13 protein-coding genes are annotated in these 22392 nt (G+C 43.2%); 10 read left to right on the top strand and 3 right to left on the bottom strand.

Annotated features, from left to right (window positions below; genetic code table 11):
• Positions 1-21: 21 nt before the first annotated feature.
• Genes EXZ60_RS10775 through EXZ60_RS10765 form a run of 3 tightly spaced genes read right to left on the bottom strand, consistent with a single transcriptional unit; the run spans position 22 to position 5741 of the window.
• Positions 22-2661 carry an MlaD family protein gene (locus tag EXZ60_RS10775; RefSeq protein ID WP_277435691.1) on the bottom strand — a complete coding sequence of 880 codons (2640 nt, stop codon included), beginning with the start codon at positions 2659-2661 and terminating at the stop codon, positions 22-24.
• A complete protein-coding gene (locus EXZ60_RS10770; protein WP_277435690.1) occupies positions 2654-3913 on the bottom strand; it encodes a paraquat-inducible protein A in 1260 nt (419 codons plus the stop codon). The genes EXZ60_RS10775 and EXZ60_RS10770 overlap by 8 nt, the downstream gene beginning before the upstream one ends.
• A 31-nt stretch (positions 3914-3944) precedes the next feature.
• Entirely contained in the window at positions 3945-5741 is a 1797-nt protein-coding gene (locus EXZ60_RS10765) for an ABC transporter ATP-binding protein (protein WP_277435689.1), read from the bottom strand.
• Between the two features lie 91 nt (positions 5742-5832).
• Here EXZ60_RS10765 and EXZ60_RS10760 point away from each other — a divergent pair, with 91 nt between their 5' ends.
• The 10 genes from EXZ60_RS10760 to rlmKL all read left to right on the top strand — a co-directional run bounded on the left by EXZ60_RS10760 (position 5833) and on the right by rlmKL (position 22392).
• Positions 5833-6306: a GAF domain-containing protein gene (locus EXZ60_RS10760; RefSeq protein WP_017041971.1), complete on the top strand. Its 474-nt coding sequence runs from the start codon at positions 5833-5835 to the stop codon at positions 6304-6306.
• Positions 6307-6405: 99 nt separating this feature from the next.
• A complete protein-coding gene (gene proQ / locus EXZ60_RS10755; RefSeq protein WP_017047653.1) occupies positions 6406-7035 on the top strand; it encodes an RNA chaperone ProQ in 630 nt (209 codons plus the stop codon).
• A gap of 17 nt (positions 7036-7052) precedes the next feature.
• Positions 7053-9047: a carboxy terminal-processing peptidase gene (prc, locus tag EXZ60_RS10750; protein ID WP_277435688.1), complete on the top strand. Its 1995-nt coding sequence runs from the start codon at positions 7053-7055 to the stop codon at positions 9045-9047.
• A gap of 142 nt (positions 9048-9189) precedes the next feature.
• Complete coding sequence (locus EXZ60_RS10745) at positions 9190-9873, top strand: hypothetical protein (RefSeq protein ID WP_277435687.1); 684 nt, start codon at positions 9190-9192, stop codon at positions 9871-9873.
• Between the two features lie 210 nt (positions 9874-10083).
• Positions 10084-12690 carry an aminopeptidase N gene (pepN, locus tag EXZ60_RS10740; RefSeq protein ID WP_277435686.1) on the top strand — a complete coding sequence of 869 codons (2607 nt, stop codon included), beginning with the start codon at positions 10084-10086 and terminating at the stop codon, positions 12688-12690.
• A 65-nt stretch (positions 12691-12755) separates the two neighbouring features.
• Entirely contained in the window at positions 12756-12974 is a 219-nt protein-coding gene (locus EXZ60_RS10735) for a DUF2835 domain-containing protein (RefSeq protein ID WP_013856912.1), read from the top strand.
• A gap of 182 nt (positions 12975-13156) precedes the next feature.
• Positions 13157-17998, top strand: coding sequence for an NAD-glutamate dehydrogenase (locus EXZ60_RS10730; RefSeq protein ID WP_277435685.1), 4842 nt, complete (start codon positions 13157-13159; stop codon positions 17996-17998).
• Positions 17999-18043: 45 nt separating this feature from the next.
• Entirely contained in the window at positions 18044-19054 is a 1011-nt protein-coding gene (gene pyrD / locus EXZ60_RS10725) for a quinone-dependent dihydroorotate dehydrogenase (protein ID WP_013856910.1), read from the top strand.
• Between the two features lie 189 nt (positions 19055-19243).
• Positions 19244-19786 carry a cell division protein ZapC gene (locus tag EXZ60_RS10720; RefSeq protein WP_010320557.1) on the top strand — a complete coding sequence of 181 codons (543 nt, stop codon included), beginning with the start codon at positions 19244-19246 and terminating at the stop codon, positions 19784-19786.
• Between the two features lie 476 nt (positions 19787-20262).
• Positions 20263-22392, top strand: coding sequence for a bifunctional 23S rRNA (guanine(2069)-N(7))-methyltransferase RlmK/23S rRNA (guanine(2445)-N(2))-methyltransferase RlmL (rlmKL, locus tag EXZ60_RS10715; RefSeq protein WP_277435684.1), 2130 nt, complete (start codon positions 20263-20265; stop codon positions 22390-22392).

The following is a 22392-nucleotide window of genomic DNA, read 5'->3' as shown; positions in this document are numbered from 1 at the left end:
ACAAGAATCAAGGTTAACCCTTTAAGGTTTTGGTATGGCTGTTCGCCATTGGCGCCATTCTGGTTTGGCTTCAGGGTATAAGTAAAATGCTTGGCCTTGTTTAGCGATAGGTTGTAGCTGTTTTTGCTCTGGAGTGGCAAATGTAATTCCGCCTTTCATGATGCTATCTAACGTGCCTGCTTTTATATTCGCACCAGATAAACCGATGGATACATCGACGCCAGAAGTGTTCCAAAATACGCTATTGCTACGAACCAGATAAGCGAACTCTTTTTGGATTTCAATGGTAAACATGACGCGGTCTGCAAAGTCTCCTAGAGCAACATGGGTTACTTTGCCCACTTCCATTTCACGGTAGAGAACCGGGCTGTCTTCAGTCACTGATCCTCGTGTTTCACTTTGTAAGGTGAATTCAATACCGAGTGCTTGTTGTGGCTGTTTTTCTAGTTCAAATTGATACTGCACATCGCCAAACCCAGGTTGGACCTCAATGCTGGAACTGAGTAAGTTTTGCAGATTTTCAACACCATTGAAGCCAATCTTAGTTTTCGCTACCCAAAAGTGAGAGCCATTTCTGGCAATCCCTAATGCGTAGCTAGGTTCAATTCTCGCTTGGAGTGTAACTTGGTTTGTCTTGAAATTAGGTGTTACAGAAACAACCTCTCCCACAGTGATATTGTTATATTTGATGGATGTTCCTAGCGTAACGCCAAAGGATGAATCGGCCGTTAAGATGATTTCTTGGCCCGCCTTACGTGCTTGATCGTAGCTGTCATAGAGCTTCCACAAATTCTGATCTTTGTTATCAATACCTTGCAACGAATCAAATGCAATGCCTCCTTGAATTAAGGTTTTTAAAGGAGCGGCTTTGACTTTTACGCCTGCAAGTGTTGCATTAATTTCGACGCCAGAACGGTTCCAAAAAACAGTTTGATTCGTAATCAGATGACGATATTGATTCTCTATTTTGACCTCGATTTTCACACCTTCTTTAGTGAGCTTAAAGCCAAAAACGCTGCCGACTTGAAGGTTACGGTATAGGAGCGGGCTACCCGGATTGATGGGAGGAAGCTCGTCGGCAAAAAGAGTCAGTGTCTGTGAGCCGCTTTGATTATATTTGGCAAGCTCAGCTAAGGATTTACTTTGATATAGCGGGTATTCATTATTCGCATTTTCAGCGCCTTCGCTGATGAAGCTGATTGAGCCGGCGAGCAGTTGTTTGGCAGGAGGGATCGAAACATTAAGGCCTGATTCGGTGAGCTCTGCGGTGGCAGAGCCTGTAATGTAAAAACGATTCTGTGAGCGTATGAGTGATGAGTACTCTTCATCAATCAGCGTATTGAGCACAACACTGTCTTGCTGCAACTTTACGTCAATTACTGAACCTACCGCGATGCCTCGATACAAAATCTGGCTGCCCACATCTAAGCCATATGAGCTTTCCGCTGTAAGTTTGATAGCAATCGATTTTGCTTGTGACTGATTAAATTCAAATTGGCGAATTGCAGTGAAACTTCTGGCCTTTTCGCCCTTACCAGGAATGAGTGTCAAGTAATTCCCTTTGATCAAATTACCGATGTTCTCAACTCCAGAGAGTGAGACTTTGGCCTCTTCCAACACAAAACGGCTTCCCGAATTGAGCATATCGCTAAAAGCCGGTTGGATAGCGGCAGAGGCGATGATCTGTTGGTGACTTTTACTGAGCTGCAATTCCGTGATTTGGCCGACTTCTATTCCTCGGTAAATGATGGGGGCACCAGTTTGGTTAATATTATGCTGATCGGGTAGGGTGATTTTCACAGGGATACCACGCCCTGCGGTTTTTAAATCGCGATAGAGACTAAATTGGGTATTTTGTTCAACAGGCTCCCCACCGTCCGGTGAATCGACGGCAATTGAACCACCGATTAATGCACTTAAACTTTCTAAGCGGACGTCAACACCTTCAAAGCCAATGCTTGCACCAACACCGCTGACATTCCAAAAACGGCTTTCATTGGTAATAATGTGGCGATACTCGTCTTTTATCGAGGCTTGAATGAGTACCGACTTTGCATCGTCATCGAGTTTGTAGTTAAACACTTCACCAATCGGAATTTTTTTATAGACGATTTGTGAGCCAACAGAAATACCTCCGAGATCGCGAGCCTTTAGCGAAATGATAAGCCCTTGATTAGGCAGTAGATCAGAAGGTGCACCATCTAAAGCACTAAACACTTTATCGTGTTCAGCTGAACTATTTTCGTTACCCGGTTGAATCGCAATATAGTTTCCTGAAACCAATGCATCTAAACCTGAAACGCCAGATAAACTGGCCGTTGGCTTCACTAACCAAAATCGGGTATTGTCATTGAGTAATTGAGTAGCTTCTGGATAAATATCGGCTTCCACATAGATGTTTTCTAATCCTTCGGACAGTTTAATCTCTCTTACCATGCCGACTTCGAGCCCTTGGTAGCGAATTGTTGTTCGCCCTGCGACTAAGCCTTGTGCGTCCGAAAAATAGATCTGGATTCGTTCGCCAGCATCGTGAATGGCTTTAACGACTAACCAACCTGCGAGCGCCATGGTGAGTATGGGCAGTATCCACAAAGGTGAGATGCCCCTGTTTCGCTTAACATCGGGAGTGTATGAGGGCTGGCTTGAAATTTGTTTACTCATGTGAAGGCTCGTTTTGGTCTGCGATTTCTGGGTAATTATCCCAGATGAGTCTTGGGTCCATACTTTCCGTGGCGAGCATGGTGAGTACAACCACCAAGCCAAAGGCAACGGCTCCATAACCGGGAGTGAAGTCGAGAATTTGACCGCGATCAACCAGTGTCAACATAATTGAGATGACAAACAGATCCATTACCGACCATTTGCCGATCCATTTAATCGCGAAGTAAATGTTCATTCTCTGACGGTGGTAAACCGTTCGCTTAAATTTAATCGCCAGTAATAGATAGGTCAGGCCGAATATTTTCACAATAGGCACGATTATACTGGCCACAAAAATGATGATTGCAATTCCGACCATACCACTATTAATCAGTGACGCAACACCAGAGAAGATGGTGTCTTCTAATCGCTGTCCGTTGGTAATTAAAATCGATATTGGAATCAGGTTCGCGGGGAAAATAGCGACACTTGCTGCAATTAAATAGGCCCAAGTTCGTTGTATCGAGTTGGGTTTCCGGTGATATAATTTTTGCGCGCAACGCACGCAGTGCGTATTTTCGGGTTGTGAAAGATGGCAATGGTGGCAATGCACCTCTTTACGCTCGAAGGCATATTGATTCTCTGGCTGCCACGCTTGCCAATAGCGCCTTACGCTAACTCGAGTCGCTAACAATACGGTTGCCAGTTGCAGAAAGACTAAACCATACAACCCCACACCGATAAAAATGTCGGAATAATCTTGAAGTTTAAAACAAGATACCGCCACGCTGACTAAAAAAACATCGAGCATTACCCACGCTTTTAATCGCTGAATAATGATCAGTGAGCCACGCAGTAGATAAAACCATCGATAACGCAAGGCGATATGAGCGGTCACTACGGAACCACACACTAAAAGTGGCGCAATAGAGCTGCAAAATAGCACCAATAAAGCGAGCGCTCCAAAGCCCTCTTCAGCCAGCGCAAAGACACCGGATGGCAAGGTGGCGGGGATCATCACCCCAACCAAGCGAATACTGATGAATTCAAAAAAATGAGAGGGGATAAACAGTAACAAGCAAGTGATAGCAACGGCTAAATCCCCAGACAAAGAGGGAGACCCACCGCGGTACAGTTGGGTGCCGCAGCGTGGACAATAGGCACTTTTTCCATGCTCAACCTCGACGAGATCAACGGCCAATTCACAGCCGTGACACAACCTCACGCCGTTAGGTGATTGTGGATGTTGAATAAGCGCTGAATGTTGAGACAAACAATCATCCTAATTTATTGTTACCCAATCACTAAACGTATGATTGGAGATTTCCATAAAGGGTCTGATATAACCCATCTTGCTCGACTAATTCTCGATGCGTACCCATTTGACTAACTTGACCATCTTCCAGCACGTAAATTATATCGGCTTGTTTCACTGCCGAAAGGCGGTGCGCAACAATTAAAGTAGTTCGACCTTTCAAAAATCCAGTCAGAGCATTGTGCAATGCCGCTTCAGTTACCGTATCTAACGCGGATGTTGCTTCATCCAAAATAACAAATTTAGGATTGCTCAGTACCATCCGAGCGATGGCTAAACGTTGACGTTGTCCGCCCGACAAGCGAATACCATTTCGGCCAACTAGCGTTTCTAAACCGTCACTGAGATTCGCAGTCACATCATCCAGTTGTGCAATATGCAGCGCTTGCCATAATTCCTCTTCTGCATATTGACCGCCGAGGGTCAAATTATGCCTTAAGGTGTCGTTGAATAGTATAGGTTGTTGTAATACCACGGCAATGTTATCGCGAATAATATCAAAACTTATCTCTTCAGTGGTCGCACCATTAAAACGGATCTGCCCGGAATTGGGCTGATACACACCAATTAACAGTTGGATCAACGTGGATTTCCCACCACCACTTGCGCCAACCAACGCAACTTTTTTACCCGCCGGAATCGTGAGCGAGAGATCGTTGAGCACACTCTTTTCACTATCGTAGGCAAAATTAACGTGAGAAACCTCAACATCGACCTGGCGGTTATCCGTGAATGGGTTAATTTTGCAAATAGGGCGAGGCTCTTCCTCCAGTGCAAGCAGATCATTAATGCGATGGAAGGCCGCCTTTGCACTGTACCAAGAAAATTGAATACTCAGCAGCTCTTGCACTGGGCTTAACATAAACCACAAATAACCGAAAACGGCGAAAATTTGCCCTATGGTCAAGTCGCTAAAGACCACCATCAGCATCGCGACCGCTCTAAATAGCTCAAAACCAAGTAAAAACAGGAGAAATGAGACGCGCCCTGCAGCCTCTGATTGCCATGCATATTTGTCTGCATTCTCTCGGACTTGGTTGGCTTGCTGTTTGAGTTCATTGAGAAACTCTCGCTCTTTATTAGCGGCACGCAATTGATAAATGCCATCTAATGTTTCGACTAGCCGATTTTGAAAGCGTTCATACGCTTGGTTTTCTCGCTTTTTCAGATGTTTGACTTTGCTTCCGAGTTTACGTGAAAAGTAAATTACAATCGGGTTGACCAATAAAATAAACAGCCCTAAACGCCACTCAAGCCAGAGTAGAACACCCGCTGTGCCTAACACGGTCAGTAGGCTGATGATAAATTTACTGAGTGTGCTACCTATGAATTGATCAATGGTTTCGATGTCGGTGATTAAGTGAGCATTAATACCACCACTGCCTTTGGTTTCGTACTGCCTGATACTGATCCGTCCTAATTTATCAATCATTTTGCAGCGCATTTGGTAAGTGATGGTTTTGGACACCAAAGTAAATTGACGGCTTTGAAGTATGTTGAGCGCTTGGCTGACGCTACGCATCAAGACCACTAGTAATAACGTGAGCGCAATATAGCCTGTTGGGTTTTGCATCGACGTCGGTAGAATAGTATTCATCATCGCCAAACCAGAAGCGGGTTTATTCAGCAGAACTTCGTCGACCATTAATGGCATTAATAGTGGAATAGGGACACTAACCAGCGTTGCAATAACCGCGATCGCATTGGCAAATAGAAGTGTAGGTCGATGTTTTTTTACTTGTTTTATTACCCAAGAGCGGCTAATAGTGTCATTGGAATTAGTCATTATGATGAGAATGCATCCTATTTATCGTGTGAGAAATTGTACGCTGTTCAAAAATAGATGTCTTCCGTTTTCAAAAGGTCGTTGAGTTTATATGAACATAGAAGAATACCGCCGTCTTACCAAGCAGGCGGTGGCACTGGTTGAATCTGAAACGGATTTAATCGCTAATCTTGCCAATTTGAGCGCCTTATTTAACATGGAGCTTGAAGATCTTAACTGGGTGGGTTTTTACCTAATAAAAGAAGAGCAACTGGTTCTCGGTCCCTTTCAAGGAAAACCAGCTTGTGTACGCATCCCCTTAGGAAAAGGTGTGTGTGGTACAGCGGCGGCGACTAACCGTATACAACGTGTTTATGATGTCCATGAGTTTGCTGGTCACATTGCTTGCGATGCTGCGAGTAATTCTGAGTTGGTGGTGCCATTTTCTATCAATGGTCAAGTGGTGGGAGTATTGGATATTGATAGCCCAACAATTGGCCGTTTTTCTGAAATTGATGAGAAAGGGATGGCAGAATTAATGATTGAGATAGAAAAGCTGCTCAATTCACACGCTAACAAGGCATAAATTGGTCATTGCCTGTGGTTTTTCGCATTTAGGTCACTATAATACCGAACATATTTATCTTAATGCCTCGCGGAAAGACCGCATAAACCAGGAATCCTCATGGAAAACACTGAAAAGTTAAAAAACAGCAAAGAAGTTATTGCGTACATTGCTGAATGTTTCCCTAAGTGCTTTACTTTAGAAGGTGAAGCAAAGCCTTTGAAAATTGGTATTTTTCAAGATCTTGCTGAACGCCTAAACGAAGACTCAAAAGTAAGTAAAACACAGCTGCGTGCTGCGTTAAGACAATACACGTCGTCATGGCGTTATCTACATGGTGTTAAACTAGGTGCAACTCGTGTTGACCTTGATGGCAACCCATGTGGAGAGTTAGAAGAAGAACATGTAGAGCACGCACAAGCCGCATTGGCAGAAAGTAAAGCTCGAGTACAGGCTCGTCGTAAAGAGCAAGGACAAAAAGCACGCGAAGAGGCAAAAGCGAAGCAGCCAAAAGCGAAAAAGCCTCAAGCACAAGCTCGTCGTCCTCAAGCGAAAGCGCCAAAATCTGAAAAACCTGTCGAGACGCGCGCTTTAAATGCTGATGAAATGATCACTGGTAAACAAGTGAACGTAAACATGGGTAAAGGAAACATGGCTGCGACCATTGTTGAAGTTAATAAGGAAGATGTGCGCGTTCAACTTGTCAACGGCCTACAAATGGTTGTGAAAGCGGAGCACTTGCGCGCATAAAGGAGAAATTCCTACGCATGAAATGCCGTTCAAAATTAACGTTGATCGCTGCTGGCCTATGGCTAGCAGCGTCATCCGTTCAGGCCTTAGAAGCCACACTTAGCAAAGAAGATTTACCTCTTCTTGCCCCAGAAATGCAGCATGAAACGGCGAGTAAGCGTGTGACTTCCCGTTTTACTCGTTCTCATTACAAACACTTCAACTTGAATGACGATTTCTCGCAAGCTATCTTCAATCGTTATCTCGAACTGCTCGACTACAACCGCAATATCTTTACTCAGAGCGATATTGATTCCTTTCATACGTGGTCGACACAACTTGATGATCAACTCAAGGCTGGCAATAACCAAATTGCATTTGATGTTTATAACTTATCAATGCAAAAGCGCTTTGAGCGTTTTCAATATGCGCTTTCTCTGCTCGACAAAGAAATTACATTTGAAGCCGATGAATCGATGGAACTTGATCGCTCAAAAGCAGCTTGGCCGAAAGATAAAACCGAGCTCGATAAGTTATGGCAGCAACGTGTCAAATATGATGCACTGAACTTAAAGCTTACGGGTAAAGAGTGGCCGGAAATTAAAGAAACGCTAGGCAAGCGTTATAATAACGCGATCAAACGTCTGTCTCAGACCCACAGCGAAGATGTATTTCAGCTTTATATGAATGCTTTCGCGCGTGAAGTTGATCCGCATACTAGTTATCTCTCTCCACGTAATGCCGAGCAGTTCCAATCAGAAATGAATCTTTCATTGGAAGGGATTGGTGCTGTACTGCAAATGACCGACGACTACACCATCATTCGTTCGTTAGTTGCGGGTGGTCCTGCCTCAAATAGCAAGCAGTTGGGTGAAGGCGATCGTATTATTGGTGTGGGCCAAGATGGCAAAGAGATGGTTGATGTTATCGGCTGGCGTTTAGATGATGTCGTACAACTGATCAAAGGCCCGAAAGGCACTAAGGTGAAGTTGCAAGTTTTGCCGGAAGGTAAAGACGCTAAAAGTCACGTTGTCACTATTGTTCGAGACAAAATTCGTTTAGAAGATCGAGCGGTTAAATCAAAAATCATCGAGAAAAATGGCAAGAAAATCGGCGTGCTTGAAGTCCCTAGCTTCTATGTCGGTTTAGCGCAAGACACGGACAAATTGCTGACTGAACTGAAGCAGAAAAAAGTGGATGGCGTGATCGTCGATTTGCGTAATAACGGTGGGGGTGCATTAACGGAAGCGACGGCATTATCCGGCTTATTTATTGAAAGCGGTCCGGTTGTGCAAGTTCGCGATAGCTATGGACGAGTAAACGTTAATAGTGACACGGATGGAAAAATCAGTTATCAGGGTCCTATGACGGTATTGGTGAATCGCTACAGCGCATCAGCCTCAGAAATTTTTGCAGCGGCAATGCAAGATTATGGACGAGCGATCATTGTTGGCGAAAACTCATTCGGTAAGGGAACGGTTCAACAGCATCGCTCGTTGAATCATATCTACGACTTGTTTGATAAAGAATTAGGCTACGTTCAATATACGATTCAGAAATTTTATCGTATTGATGGTGGTAGTACGCAGAATAAAGGTGTTGTGCCTGATATTGCGTTACCCACTGCGATTGAAGCAAAAGATACCGGTGAGAGCGTTGAACCTAATGCACTTCCTTGGGATCAAATTGAGCGAGCTAAATACGACAAGTTACAAGCTAATGAAAAACTGATTGCTAAGCTATCTGCGCAGCATCAAGCTCGTATTGCCAATGATATGGAGTTCGGCTTCATTAACGAGGATATTGCAAAGTATAAAGCGGAGAAAGATGACAACACAATTTCTCTCAATGAATCTGTGCGTAAGCAAGAAAGTGACAAGGCAGATGAATTGCGTTTGGCGCGGATTAACATGCGACAAGTCGCCAATGGTTTGAAGCCCTATGAAACCTTGCAAGATGTACCTAAAGATTATGAAGCTCCAGATGTTTATTTAGAAGAAGCAGTGGCGATCACTGTTGATATGCTAAATTAGCAACCAGTAGCAATGAAAAGCGAGTCTTAGTGCTCGCTTTTTTTGATCTTATTTAAACCAAATAAATAACGTGATACAGATCAAACATTTCGCTTTATCGTACAACCGGTTCTAAGCTTAAGAAAAAAGCGAGGAGCGTGTTATGAAATGGATAAGCATCATTTTTACCTGCATTGTTCTTATCAGCACCAGTGCGGCACAAAGTCAAAGTAGTGGTACGCAGACTCATCAAGACTTAACTCAGTTTGATCTCCCTTTTTTACTTGGTGATTGGTACCTACTTAACCCCAATCCTGACACTTCTTCCGATGATTTTCGTTCTATTAAACTGACCTTAGAATCGAATTATCGTTTTAAGATCGATATTCAAAAGAAAAATTACAATGTGGAGCACTGGGAAGGTGAATTTGACGCTAGCGATAACAGCTTGATTTTGGGGCTTAATTCATCGCAACCTCAAGTTTATCAATACCAAGTGAACCACAACATGCTCAACTTAAACGGCATTATGTTCACTAAAGCTTTACCAAATGCGTTGGCAGGGGTGTGGTCTAGCAAACAGATATTTGGTGAAGATGCGATAGCAACCGACATTAACCAACTTGATCTCGTTTTACAGCCGGATTTTTTATTTATGTTCAGAGTAAGTGGTGCTAATGGTAACGAATCGATCCATAAAGGGGTGTACTACACAGAAGGTGATCATTTGGTGCTTCTTTATGAAGACGGAGAACATGATACCCGCTATACGCTTGTTAGCGATATGTTAACGTTAGAGGTGGAAAATGGTTCCATGTCGGCTGTTTTAGCGCGAGTAAATCCGTAGTATTGCAATCTTCTATCATAAGAAAGGCAATGAGTGAAATCTGTTGATATATGGGTAAATTGTCAGCGAAATAACGGGGTATTTGTCTAAAATGCCTCGTTTTTCGGTTTGAGGGGTTGTTATTAATGATAACAAGCCTTAGATCTATAGCCATCTTACTGAATGTTTATCAAAAACGTCACATTTCACTCCGTCAACAAGGATTACGACATGGCTCATACACCCCAAGCCAAGTATCGCAAAGATTATCAATCTCCATCACATACCATTACGGATCTCGAATTAACATTCGATCTCTTTGATACCAACACCACCGTGACTGCCGTTTCTCACGTTAAGCAGCAAAAAGAGAGTAACCAATTGGTGCTGGATGGTGAAAACCTTGAGCTGAAATCGCTCAAAGTAAATGGCACCGAATGGCAAGATTTTCAGCTGCTTGAAAGCGGGCTCTCGATCTCATCATTACCTCAAGAGTTTGAATTGGAGATCGTGACACTGATTAACCCTGAAGCGAATACCGCACTAGAAGGGTTATACAAATCGGGTGGTGCGTTCTGTACTCAGTGTGAAGCAGAAGGTTTCCGTCGCATCACTTATTTCCTCGATCGTCCAGACGTTCTTGCAAAATACACAACGACCGTGATTGCTGACAAAAAAGATTACCCATTTTTATTAAGTAACGGTAACCGTATCGAACATGGCGATCTTACAGAAGGGCGTCATTGGGTGAAGTGGCAAGATCCACATCCGAAACCTGCTTACTTATTTGCTCTCGTTGCGGGTGATTTTGACGTATTACGTGATCAATATAAAACCAAGTCCGGCCGTGATGTTGCCCTCGAGATTTTTGTTGATAAAGGTAACCTCGACCGAGCTTCTCATGCGATGACATCACTTATCAACGCAATGAAGTGGGACGAAGAACGCTTCGGCTTAGAGTATGATCTCGACATCTACATGATCGTTGCCGTTGACTTTTTCAACATGGGTGCGATGGAGAATAAAGGGCTCAACATTTTTAACTCTAAGTTTGTGTTAGCCAATGAAAAAACCGCTACCGATACTGATTATTTAGGTATTGAAGCGGTGATTGGCCACGAATATTTCCATAACTGGACTGGTAACCGCGTCACTTGTCGTGATTGGTTCCAATTAAGCTTAAAAGAAGGCCTAACGGTATTCCGTGACCAAGAATTTTCGTCTGATTTAGGGTCGAGAGCCGTGAATCGCATTAATAATGTGCGCATTATTCGCGGGCCACAATTTGCTGAAGATGCCAGCCCAATGTCACACCCAATTCGTCCCGATAAAGTGATAGAAATGAATAACTTCTATACATTAACTGTCTATGAAAAAGGCAGTGAAGTGATTCGTATGATGCATACGTTATTGGGTGAAACGAATTTCCAAAAAGGGATGAAGCTCTATTTTGAGCGTCATGACGGCACTGCCGCTACCTGCGAAGATTTCGTAGCAGCGATGGAAGATGCTTCTGGCGTCGATCTTACCCAATTCCGTTTATGGTATAGCCAATCTGGTACACCGATTGTTTCAGTGAGCACTGAATATGACGCACAACAGAAAACCTATGCCTTAACCGTAGAGCAAACAACCGAACCAACGCACGAGCAAAAAGAGAAAGCAGCGCTGCATATTCCTTTTGATGTTGAGTTATACACCGCTCATGGTGATGTAATTGAGTTACAATGTAACGGAAAGCGAATCTCTAATGTACTGAACGTAACACAGGCTAAGCAGACCTTCGTGTTTGAAAATGTGCCAGAGAAACCGATCCCTTCCTTGTTGCGCGAATTTTCAGCACCAGTGAAACTGGAGTATGACTACAGTGATGATGAGCTGATCTTCTTGATGGTCAATGCTCGTAACGAATTTGCTCGCTGGGATGCAGGCCAAATGTTGTTAGCCAAATATATCCGTAGCAATGTGTTTGGAGTGCAGTCGGGTAAGGCGGCGGATTTGCCTGAATCGGTAGTTGATGCATTCCGTGGTGTGTTACTGAGTGAGGCTCTAGAGCCTGCTTTTATTGCGGAAATGCTCTCATTGCCTAGCCATAATGAGGTTTCAGGTTGGTATAAACGTGTGGATGTTGATGCAATAGCGACCGTACTTAAAGCGATGAAAGTACAGCTTGCTAACGCATTGCAAGATGAGCTCAATGCGGTTTACCACAGTTTAAAACAGACACAATACAGCATTGAACACAGTGCAATTGGTGAACGAGCATTGCGCAATACTTGCCTTGCTTATTTAGCTTATACCGACCAAGGCAATGATTTGGTGCTGGCTCAGTATCACAGCGCCAACAACATGACTGACACCATCGCCGCTATGAGCGCTGCGAATAGTGCACAGCTTATGTGCCGTCAAGCACTGATGGATGATTACAGCAATAAATGGAAACACGATGGATTGGTGATGGATAAATGGTTTGCACTGCAAGGGACTAACCCCGCGCCAAGTGTTTTGGATACTATTCAACAAACCATGAAACATGAAGCATTTAGCTTAAAAAATCCAAATCGTACCCGCAGTTTAATTGGTTCATTCCTCAGTGCAAACCCAGTTAACTTCCATGCAAAATCGGGTGAGGGATACCGTTTTGCAGGGCAGATACTGCGTGAACTCAATGATAGTAACCCCCAAGTTGCGTCGCGTTTAATTGATCCTTTACTTAAATTCAGGCTCTACGATGAAACTCGTCAAGCAATGATGAAATCGGAGTTGGAGACTTTGAAGTCAATGGATAATTTAGCTCGAGATCTCTTTGAAAAAGTAACAAAAGCGCTCGAATCTTAAGGATCTTAACTCTACTAAGAGCGAGGTGATAGATACGTCTCCTCGCTCTATTTTGGTTAACGGCTATGAAGCAATACTATTTTACTCTCAATATTTCTTATCAAACTTACTTAGCGCACTATTCTGGTGTAGCAAGCTCTGTACAAGTCTACACAGATCAAGGTTTACGCCTTCAGCTACCCGCGTCTCGATTTCGTCCATTTCTTAGCCAAATTGGAGTAAAAGGTCGATTTCGGCTGACAACTGACCAAAATAACAAGTTTGTAAAGTTAGAAACTCTGTGAGCCGCTGATTTTCTAGATATTTAAATAGGAATCTTAATCACATTCTCAAACATTTCACCTCAGACCTGCCCTAAAACTGTTAACTATTTGTCAATAAAGCTTTTACAATAAAGCAAGCATTACCAATGGTAAGCGCTATGCTTACCGCATACCCTACAAAAATAATAATCTTGGAGTCTACTATGACTGCGCGTGAAACTTTAGTGCCAGTTCTGCTTGAAAAAGTGTACAAACTGATTCAAGACAAACTCGATCTTGCTCATCAACCGCTCGTGACCCAACTTGCTCAACATCTATTTAGTAACATTTCGAAAGATGATCTGACTGAACGTAATGAATCTGACTTATATGGTGCGATAGTTAGCCTATGGCACCATATTAACGAGAAAAACCCAGAGGAGCGTTCAGTGCGGGTATTTAACCCGACAGTAAGCCGCCAAGGTTGGCAGTCAACGCACACGATTGTTGAAATAGTAATCCCTGATAGTCCGTTTCTTGTGGACTCCATTAAAATGGCGCTCAGCCGTTTGGATTTATCGTCACACCTCATGCTCAATGGTCCAACGCAAATCTCGCGCACCGATAACGGTGTTATTACTTCGGTAAACCAAGGTGAGGGTGTTCTGCAATCTCTTTTTCATATTGAAGTCGACCGCCTTAGCAGCAAAGAAGCGATGACACAGTTGAAAAATGAGTTGCTTAGTATTCTGAGCGATACAGCTTTAGTGGTGCAAGACTGGCAACCAATGTCAGAAAAACTGGTGCAAGTGATTGCGCAATTGGAGACACAAAAAGAGTTCATTCCTGTAGAAAGTGATCGTTACGAAGAAACCATCAAATTCTTAAAGTGGATGGGAAATCATAATTTCACTTTCATGGGGTACAAAGAATACGACCTCGTGACGGTCGAAGGCGATACTGAACTGAGACCAACAGCAGAAAAAGGGTTGGGTTTATTTTCTGATTCAAAACGTGTGCGCAGCGTAAAATTATCTGACTTTCCTGATTCCGCGCGCCTTGAAGCCAAAAAGCCTTTTTTATTGATTGTCACTAAAGGCAATACCCAATCACGTATCCACCGCCCAGCTTATACCGATTATATCGGCGTTAAAAAGTTCGACAAAGCAGGTAAAGTGATCGGTGAACATCGTTTCACTGGTCTATATACCTCGGCAGTGTATAACCAAAGTGTCGAAACTATTCCGCTGATCCGCGAAAAAGTAGAACGTATTCTAAAAGCCAGCGGTTATCGTGCAGGCTCCTATTCCTATAAAGCGCTGCACAATATTCTAGAAAACTATCCTCGTGATGAGTTACTGCAAGCACGTGAAGAAGAGATGTTAGAAGTTGGGATGGGCGTAGTGCAAATGCAAGATAGGGATTTGCTGCGTCTGTTTGTTCGTAAAGACCCGTTTGGTCGTTTCTTCAGCTGTATGGTCTATGTGACCAAAGAGCGCTATAACACCGAGCTTCGCCGCCAAACGCAACGAATTTTCAAACAGTACTTTGGTTGTGAGCAAGATGTTGAGTTCACCACTTATTTTTCAGAAAGCCCATTGGCAAGAACACACTACATCGTACGTGTTGATAATAACAACATGGATGTCGATGTAAAAACGGTAGAGCAAAATTTAATGGAAGCATCATCAACTTGGGATGATCGTTTATCAGATGCGATCGTAGCAAACTTTGGAGAGAGTAAAGGGCTGCCATTATCGAAAGAATACATGCGTGCATTCCCTCGCTCTTACAAAGAAGACATGATGCCGGGTTCAGCGGTGGATGATATCCAGCGATTGGAAGCATTAGATGAAGAGCACAAACTCGGCATGTTGTTCTATCGCCCACAAGAAGAAGCGGCCGATTCAAAAGCGGTGCGGTTAAAACTCTATCACCGTGACGAGCCAATCCATCTTTCTGATGTGATGCCGATGTTGGAAAACTTAGGGCTGAGGGTGATCGGAGAGTCACCTTATGAAGTACGCAAGTTAAATGGTCAAACGTATTGGATCTTAGATTTCTCAATGCTGCATAAGAGCGATAAGAGTGTCGATCTTCGAGAAGCGAGAGATCGTTTTCAACAAGCATTTGCGGCTATTTGGGCTGGTGAATTAGAGAGTGATAGCTTCAACCGACTAGTACTCGGTGCTTCATTAACGGGGCGCGAAGTCTCGATTCTTCGTGCTTATGCGCGTTACATGCGCCAAGTGGGTTTCCCATTCAGTCAACAATATATTGAAGATACACTCAGCCATTATCCAGATGTAGCAAAAGGGCTGGTGGAACTATTCTTAAAGCGGTTTGATCCTAAACACAAAGGGGCTCAAAAAGGGCAAACGGATCTTATTAACGCTATTACTGAAGAGTTAGATCGTGTTGATAGCTTGGATGATGATCGTATTATTCGTCGTTATATGGAGATGATCAGTGCAACGATCCGTACTAACTACTTCCAGCTGGATGAAAACAATCAGATCAAACCTTGGCTTTCTTTAAAAATGAAACCGAAAGAGATTTCTGAAATTCCAGCTCCTGTGCCGGCTTTCGAAATCTTCGTTTATGCGCCTGATATTGAAGGTGTTCATTTACGTGGTGGTAAAGTAGCACGTGGCGGATTACGTTGGTCTGATCGCCAAGAAGATTTCCGTACCGAGATTCTAGGGTTAGTGAAAGCGCAACAGGTAAAAAATACCGTTATTGTTCCTGTGGGGGCAAAAGGTGGCTTTGTGTGTAAGAAACAACACATGTTTACCACGCGTGATGAGATCTTTGCCGAGGGACAACGCTGCTATAAACGTTTTATTCGTGCATTACTCGATGTTTCCGACAATATTATTGAAGGTGAAGTCGTTCCACCTAAGAATGTCGTTCGTCATGATGAAGATGACCCTTACTTAGTTGTAGCCGCGGATAAAGGGACAGCAACATTTTCCGATTTGGCTAACTCAGTGTCAGCAGAATACAATTTCTGGCTAGGTGACGCTTTTGCTTCTGGTGGTTCAAATGGTTACGACCATAAAGCCATGGGGATTACAGCAAAAGGGGGATGGGAGTCAGTCAAGCGCCACTTCCGTGAAATGGGCATTAACTGCCAAACCACAGATTTCACAGCGATTGGCATCGGCGATATGGCTGGAGATGTGTTCGGTAATGGTATGCTGCTGTCTAAACACATTTGTTTGCAAGCAGCGTTTAACCATTTGCATATTTTCATCGATCCAACACCAAATTCAGCAAAAAGTTGGGAAGAGCGCAATCGCTTATTCAACACGCCACGATCTAGCTGGGAAGATTACAACGCAAAGTTGATCTCAAAAGGTGGTGGTATCTTCTCTCGCAAAGCGAAATCGATCACCTTAACGCCTGAAATTCAAAAAATGATCGGCACTAAGAAGGCTTCTGTTGCGCCTAATGAGCTGATTAAAATGATCTTGAAAATGGAAGTGGATCTTCTGTGGAACGGAGGAATCGGCACCTATGTTAAATCATCGAAAGAGAGCCATTCTGATGTAGGTGACCGTGCTAACGATGCTCTAAGAATTGATGGACGCGATCTTCGCACAAAAGTGATCGGTGAAGGTGGTAACTTAGGTATGACTCAACTTGGACGTGTTGAGTATGCATTAACTGGTGGTCGTGTTAATACCGACTTTGTTGATAACGTTGGTGGCGTCGATTGCTCGGATAATGAAGTTAATATTAAGATCTTCTTGAATGGCTTGGTGGCGAATGGTGATCTTACCGTCAAACAACGTAATCAGATCTTAGAGTCGATGGAAGACGAAGTAGGAGGCATCGTTATTGAAGATGCTTACGCTCAATCTGAAGCTATTTCTGTCACTGAGCAACAGGGTGTATCGTTAGTTAAAGAGCAGATTCGTTTCATCCATGCTATGGAAAAAGCAGGGCACCTTGACCGAGCATTGGAATACATTCCAGATGATGAAACTTTGCTTGAGCGTGAGAAGCAGGGATTTGCATTAACCCGTCCGGAGCTATCGGTATTAGTGGCATACGGCAAAATGGTGTTGAAAGAGGAATTGGCTTGTGAAGAGATTTCACACGATGAATTCCATTCACAGCAGTTGATCAACTATTTCCCTACTGAGTTACGTCGTAACTATTCTCAGCACATGCAACAGCATCCACTTCGTGCAGAGATCATTGCTACGGCTCTGGCCAATCAGATGGTGAACGAAATGGGATGTAATTTCGTGACCCGTCTGCAAGAAGAAACTGGTGCGAATGTTGTCGATATTGCCAATGCTTACACTGCGGCAAGAGAAATCTATGGTTTAGGCCGTGTTCTTGAGCAGGTTCGTTTACTCGACAATAAAGCAGAAGCCGATGCACAGTACGATGTGATTTTCTTAGTACGCCGAACCTTACGCCGCTTATCTCGTTGGTTGCTGCGTAATCGTTCAGGCAAACAATCGGTCAAAGATTTGATTGCGCTTTATCAAACTGACGTCAATGCCGTTTCCGCTGAACTAGATAATATGCTCGTTGCTGAAGAGGTTGCAGAGCATAATGCCATGGCTCAAGTCTGGATTGATAAAGGCATTAACTCAGAACTGGCGAATTACGTTGCTCGTTTATCAAGCCTGTACTCAGCACTGGATATATCTACAGTGGCACGTGATAAAGGTAAGACCGTTGCTCAGACAGCTAAGCTTTACTTTAACTTAGGTGATCGTTTATCACTGCACTGGTTCTTAAAACAGATTAACGGTCAAGCGGTGGATAACAACTGGCAAGCACTAGCTCGCGCTGCATTCCGTGAAGATTTAGACTGGCAGCAGCGTCAACTCACTGCGCAAGTATTGAATTGTACTTGTGCGCCAGAAGAACTCGATGTAATGAAAGCACTGGATGAATGGATTGCTAGTAATGAAGTGTCCTTAATGCGCTGGGAGAGTATCCTCAACGAATTTAAAGTTGGTGCAGTACATGAATTTGCAAAATTCTCAGTAGCATTAAGAGAATTAGTACTTTTAAATTTGAATTGTGCGGCAAATGAGTAAATAATAACGCCCCGTTTATACGGGGCTTTTTATTTCGGAGGCACAATGCTCTACCGCTTAGCCAGGACTGGCTTTTTTCAACTTGATGCCGAAAAGGCACATGATCTCGCCATTGAAAACTTTAAACGTTTCACAGGCACTCCTCTTGATCTCTTCTATCGTCAACACTTACCCAATCGCCCAGTCGAATGCATGGGTTTAACTTTTAAAAACCCTGTAGGTTTGGCCGCTGGCCTAGATAAAAATGGGGAATGCATAGAAGCTTTTGGTGCAATGGGGTTTGGTTTTGTCGAAGTTGGTACCGTGACTCCACGTCCTCAATCTGGTAACGATAAACCGCGTTTATTCCGTTTGATCCAAGCGGAAGGTATTATCAATCGAATGGGCTTTAACAACTTAGGTGTCGACAACCTGGTTGAGAACGTTAAGAAAGCCAAATATGACGGCATTATCGGTATCAACATTGGAAAGAATAAAGATACACCGATTGAAAATGGGGCAGATGACTATCTTATTTGTATGGAGAAAGTTTACCCATATGCTGGTTACATAGCGGTGAACATTTCATCCCCCAACACTCCTGGGTTACGAACGTTACAATATGGTGAGGCATTGGATGATTTGCTTGCCGTACTGAAAGCGAAGCAATCTGAATTGGCTAAGCTGCATAATAAATACGTTCCGCTAACATTAAAGATCGCTCCCGATCTTTCTGATGACGAACTTAAACAAATTTGCCAATCGTTACTCAAGCATAATATTGATGGCGTTATCGCGACTAATACCACATTGGATCGGTCGCTGGTGGAAGGTATGAAATTCGCGAATGAAGCGGGTGGGTTAAGTGGCCGTCCTGTTCAATCAAGAAGTACTGAAGTGATTAAGTGCTTGTACCAAGAGTTGGGTGATAAGCTGCCCATTATTGGAGTGGGTGGTATTGATTCTTGTATCGCTGCAAAAGAAAAAATGTTGGCGGGCGCGAAACTGGTACAAGTCTATTCAGGATTCATTTATCACGGCCCAGGTTTAGTGAGAGATATTGTCAAGAACCTGTAAATAAGTGCGATTTAAAGGTATTTACTCAGAAAAATAAAAAGTGACTGGGTCAAAGTAAGAGGGAATGAGTTATTCATTTCCTCTTTTTTTTTATATTTCTGTTCTTAAAATTACATTCACTAGCTGGCAAAGGTAATTAAGCGTTTTACCTAATAGTTTGATAATTTGTTAAAATTAGAGAGTGGAACGATGCTTAAACCAAGTGACAAATGGAGTTGGTATTATTCAGATAGCGAAAGCTGCCTGATGTTGTACCTTGGTGATGAGATGGTTTTTAAGACCAATCTTTACCGTAATCTGCTCGTCGATTGTGCTTTTGCTGAGAATCATTTTTCAGTCGATGATGCGAGTGCTTTCCAAACCTACAAAGAGCAAATTGCCTATTTAGGTTTAAGTGAGCCAAGACAAGCCGAATTAGCACTCTATTGTGTTGCCGCTAAGCGTTTTCATAAACCTGTCCAGCCTAAAAGTTGGTTTTTTGATCATCAAGGCTACGGTTTTGAACCGAGTGAAGGTGACATTGTTCGGTTGGTCAACGGCTACAGCCAAGGTTATTTCATCGTACTTGAGGTAGGGGACTGCGCTAGTCTTTGCGCCTTAGTCGATTTGGATGCGTTTATACTGAATGGTTCCAAACAGCTGGAATTCGGACAGGTCATTAAGGTTATGCATGACCGTATGGCTTGCGCTAATCATATTTTGCTCGAAGAGCACGTTGCTCTTGTGAGTTAACTTTTCCCTAATAGCACAACGTTTCGTTCCTTTGTTTCATTTCCCATCGGCTTAATAGCCGATTTTTTTTGCCTAGAGCTTTTCCCCAACTCAATCCTATCCGTCTGAATTCGATCTTAAATGTGAGATTTGTTCAGGATTCTGATGTTTTTTTCTTCAAAAGTGACGTTATAAACAGTGTCTACATCACTAGAAATGGCCGACATATTCCCATTTTTAGCTAATTTGTAATTAATTTACACTGTAAAAAGCGATCTGGTATAGTCCAATTTTGCGGTGAATAAATACTCACTCATCCCGTAGGCCTTGCTATATCTAGTGAGATATTTTTGCAATGCTCGAAGCTTGTCTATTTGTAAAATTGGCGAGTAGTTAAGCAATTGAATGGTTGAGAAGGTGAAAGAGACACTTTGTTTTACTCAAGCGTGGGATTGTCAGGTATAATGCGTGGTCATTTTTATCAGTAAAAGAGCAGTATGAATCAATATCTAGCGGTTACCTCAAACGGTCTTGAGAACCTATTAGTTGAAGAACTAACCAAATTAGGGATTACGGACGCAAAACCCGTGCAGGCCGGGGTAAAATTTAAAGCGTCGAAAGAGCAGATTTATCGCTGTTGTTTGTGGAGCCGTCTAGCATCAAGATTTGTTCGCGTCCTCTCTGAATTTACCTGCCAAAATGATATGGATCTTTACTTGTCAGCAAGTTCAGTGAACTGGGTTAATCATTTTCATAGTTCGAAAAAGTTTGTTGTCGACTTCAACGGCACAAATCACGAAATCCGCAACAGTCAGTACGGTGCGATGAAAGTAAAGGATGCGGTTGTCGACTGTTTCACCAAAAAGAACTTACCGCGCCCTTCGATCGATAAAGATCATGCAGATCTTCGTGTCCATGTACGCTTGCATAAAGATAAAGCCATTTTAGGGATTGATATGGTGGGCGGTGGTTTACATCAGCGCGGTTACCGTACCGAAGCGGGGCGAGCACCACTTCGTGAAACATTAGCAGCGGCTATTATTTTGCGTAGTGGATGGAGTGAAACGAAGCCACTGCTCGACCCAATGTGTGGTTCTGGTACTTTGCTCATTGAGGCGGCCATGATGGCTGCTGGTATGGCTCCTAGTCTCAAGCGTCCAAAGTGGAGTTTTGAAGCTTTAGAGGATTTTGATGCAGAACTGTGGGCGCAAATAAAATCAGAAGCTAATGTTCAAGCAAGGCGTGGTGTCAAGAAAGTTGACTGTAAGTTCTTTGGTTTTGATAACGATGCACGAGTGCTGCAGACCGCGAAAGATAACGCTCGCCGCGCAGGGGTTGAAGAACTGATTATCTTCCAGCTAGGTGATGCGGCACTGATCAAGCGTCCTGAAGGGTTTGAGGATGGTGTGGTTATCTGTAATCCACCCTATGGTGAACGTCTAGGTACCCATCCTGGTTTGATTGCTTTATACACGGCATTTGGTGGTCAATTAAAGGCTGAATTTGGCGGTTGCCAAGCGTCGATTTTCTCTAGCTCTGACGAATTACTCAGTTGTTTGCGTATGCGCGCTGAAAAGCAGTTTAAGTTAAATAACGGCGCGTTACCTTGTCACCAAAAGAACTACTCAATTTCATTGCGCACGGTAGAGCCAGGAGCGTCTATTTCTCAAGAATCGGTGATCGCTCCTGATTTTTCGAATCGTTTAAAGAAAAATATTGCGAAAATTGGTAAGTGGGCGAAACGTGAATCACTCGATTGCTATCGTATTTATGATGCTGATTTGCCTGAATACAATGTTGCGATCGATGTTTATCTCGACCACCTAGTGATCCAAGAATACGCCGCACCTAAAGATATTCCAGAAGAAAAGGCGAAACGCCGTTTAACAGATATCATTCGTGCCGCGATTCAAGTCACCGGAACAGAAGCAAATAAAGTGGTACTCAAAGTTCGTGAAAAACAGAAAGGACGCTCTCAATATCAAAAATTAGGGCAAATTTCTGAGACAATGGAAGTGAACGAGTATGGCGTTAAACTGATTGTCAATTTACATGATTATCTCGATACGGGTTTATTCCTTGATCATAAATTGACGCGTCGTCGCTTAGGGCAAATGGCAAAGGGCAAAGACTTCCTCAATCTATTTGCTTACACCGGCTCTGCAACCGTTCATGCCGCTTGCGGTGGAGCAAAATCAACCATGACGGTTGATATGTCTAAAACCTATTTAGAATGGGCTAAAGACAACTTAAAGCTCAACGGTCAAGTTGGACACCAGCATCGCTTTGAACAAGCCGACTGTGTGCAATGGTTAGAGACTGCAAAAGAACAATTTGATTTGATATTTATCGATCCGCCAACATTCTCAAATTCCAAACGTATGGAACACACATTTGATGTGCAACGCGATCATATTAAGTTGATGGAAAATTTAAAACGTATCCTACGTCCAGAAGGTACGATTGTGTTTTCAAACAATAAACGACATTTTAAAATGGATTTAGAAGCACTAGCGGAGCTTGGTTTAGTTGCTCAAAATATTTCAGCGCAAACATTACCACTGGATTTTGAACGCAATAAGCAGATCCACAACTGCTGGACCATTTCCCATGCACGCAGTGAATAG

This window comes from Vibrio sp. 1151_11 (assembly GCF_029478525.1).
GTDB lineage: Bacteria > Pseudomonadota > Gammaproteobacteria > Enterobacterales > Vibrionaceae > Vibrio > Vibrio anguillarum.
Note: the sequence above shows the minus strand (reverse complement) of the source record. Positions and strands in the feature narration are given on the sequence as shown.

Coding starts and splice junctions, on each gene's coding strand:
- EXZ60_RS10765 (WP_277435689.1), bottom strand. CDS start 5,741: ATGACTAATTCCAATGACACTATTAGCCGCTCTTGGGTAATAAAACAA.
- EXZ60_RS10775 (WP_277435691.1), bottom strand. CDS start 2,661: ATGAGTAAACAAATTTCAAGCCAGCCCTCATACACTCCCGATGTTAAG.
- prc (WP_277435688.1), top strand. CDS start 7,053: ATGAAATGCCGTTCAAAATTAACGTTGATCGCTGCTGGCCTATGGCTA.
- pyrD (WP_013856910.1), top strand. CDS start 18,044: ATGCTCTACCGCTTAGCCAGGACTGGCTTTTTTCAACTTGATGCCGAA.
- EXZ60_RS10720 (WP_010320557.1), top strand. CDS start 19,244: ATGCTTAAACCAAGTGACAAATGGAGTTGGTATTATTCAGATAGCGAA.
- EXZ60_RS10735 (WP_013856912.1), top strand. CDS start 12,756: ATGAAGCAATACTATTTTACTCTCAATATTTCTTATCAAACTTACTTA.
- EXZ60_RS10760 (WP_017041971.1), top strand. CDS start 5,833: ATGAACATAGAAGAATACCGCCGTCTTACCAAGCAGGCGGTGGCACTG.
- pepN (WP_277435686.1), top strand. CDS start 10,084: ATGGCTCATACACCCCAAGCCAAGTATCGCAAAGATTATCAATCTCCA.
- rlmKL (WP_277435684.1), top strand. CDS start 20,263: ATGAATCAATATCTAGCGGTTACCTCAAACGGTCTTGAGAACCTATTA.
- EXZ60_RS10745 (WP_277435687.1), top strand. CDS start 9,190: ATGAAATGGATAAGCATCATTTTTACCTGCATTGTTCTTATCAGCACC.
- EXZ60_RS10730 (WP_277435685.1), top strand. CDS start 13,157: ATGACTGCGCGTGAAACTTTAGTGCCAGTTCTGCTTGAAAAAGTGTAC.
- proQ (WP_017047653.1), top strand. CDS start 6,406: ATGGAAAACACTGAAAAGTTAAAAAACAGCAAAGAAGTTATTGCGTAC.